Below are 3,098 nucleotides of genomic sequence, written 5' to 3'. Positions count from 1 at the left end.
CGCGCGCCGCCTCGGTCGCGCCCGGCCAGGCGCTGACGCTCAAATTCTGGGACGGCGAGGTGGCGGCCACGGCGGATGGCGGCGAGGACCGCCCCGCGCGAAAGCCCGCCGGCAGGCCGCGCCCGTCCGGAACTCCCCAGGCCGATCTGTTCGGGTGAGCCCCATGGCGTCTGAGTCCCTGCCCGATCTCTTCCCCGGCTTCGCGACCCGGCGCACGCCGGTCGGCGAGGTCGAGATCTTCGCCCGAATCGGCGGGGAGGGGCCGCCGCTGCTGCTGCTGCACGGCTTTCCGCAGACCCACGTCTGCTGGCGCCGCCTCGCGCCCGCGCTCGCCGAACGGTTCACGGTCGTGCTGCCGGACCTGCGGGGCTATGGCGCCTCCTCGGCGCCCGCGCCCGCGCCGTTCGGGGCGAACTACGCCAAGCGCACGATGGCCGAGGACATGGTCGGGCTGATGACGGCGCTCGGCCATGAGCGCTTCGGCCTCATCGGCCATGATCGGGGCGGGCGGGTTGGCTACCGGCTCGGCCTCGACCATCCCGACAGGCTCACCCGGCTCGCGGTGCTGGACATCGTGCCGACCCACCGGATGTGGGCCGCGATGGACGCCCGGCTGGCCGTCAAGGCGTATCACTGGAGCTTCCTGGCGCAGCCGGCGCCGCTGCCGGAGAGGCTGATCGGCGCCGACCCCGACTTCTTCCTCGACACCACGCTGGCGAGCTGGACGGCGGCCCGCAGCCTCGCGCCGTTCGAGGGCGCGCTCGAGCACTACCGCGCCGCCTTCCGCGACCCCGCCCGCATCGCCGCCGCTTGCGGCGACTACCGCGCCGGCGCGCATGTCGACGTCACCCATGACGAGGTCGACCACATCGCCGGCCGCCGGGTCGCCGCGCCGCTGCTCGCGCTGTGGGGCGAGAGCGGCTTCCCGGGCGAGACCGATGGCCCGCTCGAGACCTGGCGGCGCTGGGGCGCCGAGGTCGAGGGCAGGGCGCTCAAATGCGGCCACTTCCTGCCCGAAGAGGCCCCCGAGGAGACGCTCCGGGAACTGCTGGCGTTTTTCGCGCGGGGCTGACGCGTCGTCCTGAACCCACCCCACCCGGCCGGGCTTCGCCCGTCCACCCTCCCCTCTGCGAGGGAGGGAAAGACCGCCCTTCGTCCGAGCCGCGCCGCCTCTTCTTCTCCCTCCTCGCGGCGCAGCCGCGGGGAGGGTGGCCCTTCGCGCAAGCGAAGGGTCGGGTGGGGCCTTCTGGCGTAGCGCTCAACCTTGAGAACACCCCACCCGGCCGGGCTTCGCCCGTCCACCCTCCCCTCTGCGAGGGAGGGAAAGAGCGCCCTTCGTCCGAGCCGCGCCGCCTCTTCTCCCTCCTCGCGGCGCAGCCGCGGGGAGGGTGGCCCTTCGCGCAGCGAGGGGTCGGGTGGGGTCTTCGGGCGTAGAGCGCCGCGCATCAGGACGCGCGCGATCCGCCGGGTCGCGCGGCGAAAAATTCCTCATCCGGTTCAAACAGCGACAGCGGAAGGCGCGGAGCGCCGGGCCACCGTGGTTTTACGCGTAATCTTTGCCGGTCGCCCGGCGCTCCACGCGCGGCGGCTTGTCATCAGCTGGCGGAAGCCGCGCTCCGGTCGCGGGCGGCCCGTTCTCCCTTGCGGGGTCGGTCCCTTTGCGGATGTCGGACCTCGCCGCCTCCGGGGAAGCGGCTCGTTCCCAAACCCATCCCGCGCCTTAAGGCGCTCGACGGCGCGGCCCCGTCCTAGTGCGGGGCGGGCGGCCTATGATCCTCGAAGGTCAGCCGAAGCTTCCCACTAGGCCCGCAGCCGACGTCCCGGGACCGCGAGCTCCGGTGCTCGCAGGCGCAGGCGCCGCTCCTCCCCCGCATGGCCGGCCGGTCCGGACACGCCTCCCTGTCGGGGAAGGACGTGCGGAGTGGAGCACGGGCAAGGCTGGATGTCAAGGAATAAAAGCCTAAACGACGTCCGACCCGCCGCCAAAATGCTTGCGCAGCAGCTTCATGTTGCGGCGGTTGGCCTTGAAGGCGAAGTCGAACACCGTGCCCACCACGGGGACGCTGCCCACGACGGTGTCGAGCACGACGTTTCCGACCATGCGGGCGAGCACGTGGCTCGGGGCGCCGAGCTCGTGGGCGCGCTTGATCATGTAGGCCGAGACCAGCCCGGTCGCGACGTCGCCCGCGACCGGCACGAAGCTCGCGATGCCGTCGATCCCGAACCGCCAGCCGAGCCCCGGCACGCGCCACCGCGTGTCGAGCAGATGGGCGAGCCGCTCGAGATGGTCGAGCGTCTCAGCCTCGCTGGAGCGCGGCATGCGCCCGGCGAAGCCGGGGGTGGGACGGGCGGCGCGGGCGGCTGTCATCTGCGCATGATCACCCAGATCGCGTGGATGATGCCCGGCACGTAGCCGAGGATCGTCAGGAGGATGTTCAGCCAGAACTGAAGGCCAAGCCCGACCTGCAGGAACACGCCGAGCGGCGGGATCAGGATGGCGATCAGGATGCGTACGACGTCCATCGAGCAGTACCCCGCGTTGTGCTTTGGGGAAGCAACGCGCCAGCAGGCGAAATCGTTCTCGGAGCGAGGCTTCGTGATGGCCGGCCCGCGGGCCGGCTCCCGCGCCAGGAACACTGGGAAATGAAGCCGCCGGCCGCGGGCGCCGCCCCCTGCGGCCGCCGGGCGTGCTAGCGTCGCCTTCCATCCCCCGATTCCCGGAGCCGTCCGGCCGATGCCCATCCGCCTGCTCGACGACACGGTCGCGAACCGGATCGCCGCCGGCGAGGTGGTGGAGCGGCCGGCCTCGGTGGTGAAGGAGCTCGCCGAGAACGCGCTCGACGCCGGCGCGCGGCGGATCGAGATCGTGCTCGAGGGCGGCGGCGCGCGGCTGATCCGGGTCGTCGACGACGGCTGCGGCATGGATCGCGACGACCTGGCGCTGGCGGTCGAGCGTTTCGCGACCTCCAAGATCTCGTCCGAGACCGATCTCGTCGGCGTCGCCACCATGGGGTTCCGGGGCGAGGCGCTGCCGTCGATCGGCGCGGTGGCGCGGCTCGCGATCGAGACCCGCACGGCGGACGCGCCGCATGGCTGGC

4 protein-coding genes are annotated in these 3,098 nt (G+C 72.6%); 2 read left to right on the top strand and 2 right to left on the bottom strand.

The window, feature by feature from the left end:
* The first annotated feature begins 163 nt into the window (after positions 1 to 163).
* A complete protein-coding gene (locus ACIKT0_RS15920) occupies positions 164 to 1,072 on the top strand; it encodes an alpha/beta fold hydrolase (protein ID WP_407106324.1) in 909 nt (302 codons plus the stop codon).
* Positions 1,073 to 1,960: 888 nt separating this feature from the next.
* Here the strand turns inward: ACIKT0_RS15920 and ACIKT0_RS15915 are convergent.
* Entirely contained in the window at positions 1,961 to 2,368 is a 408-nt protein-coding gene (locus tag ACIKT0_RS15915; RefSeq protein ID WP_407106322.1) for a DUF4112 domain-containing protein, read from the bottom strand.
* Complete coding sequence (locus tag ACIKT0_RS15910) at positions 2,365 to 2,523, bottom strand: YqaE/Pmp3 family membrane protein (RefSeq protein ID WP_407106321.1); 159 nt, start codon at positions 2,521 to 2,523, stop codon at positions 2,365 to 2,367. Before ACIKT0_RS15910 ends, ACIKT0_RS15915 begins: the two co-directional genes overlap by 4 nt.
* A gap of 211 nt (positions 2,524 to 2,734) precedes the next feature.
* Here ACIKT0_RS15910 and mutL point away from each other — a divergent pair.
* Positions 2,735 to 3,098: DNA mismatch repair endonuclease MutL (mutL, locus tag ACIKT0_RS15905; protein WP_407106319.1), on the top strand; the 364-nt coding region annotated here is incomplete at its 3' end.

This window comes from Hansschlegelia beijingensis (assembly GCF_045505405.1).
GTDB classification, from domain to species: Bacteria; Pseudomonadota; Alphaproteobacteria; order Rhizobiales; family Methylopilaceae; genus Methylopila; species Methylopila beijingensis_A.
The sequence above is the reverse complement of the archived record's forward strand: the minus strand, read 5'-3'. Positions and strand labels throughout refer to the sequence as shown.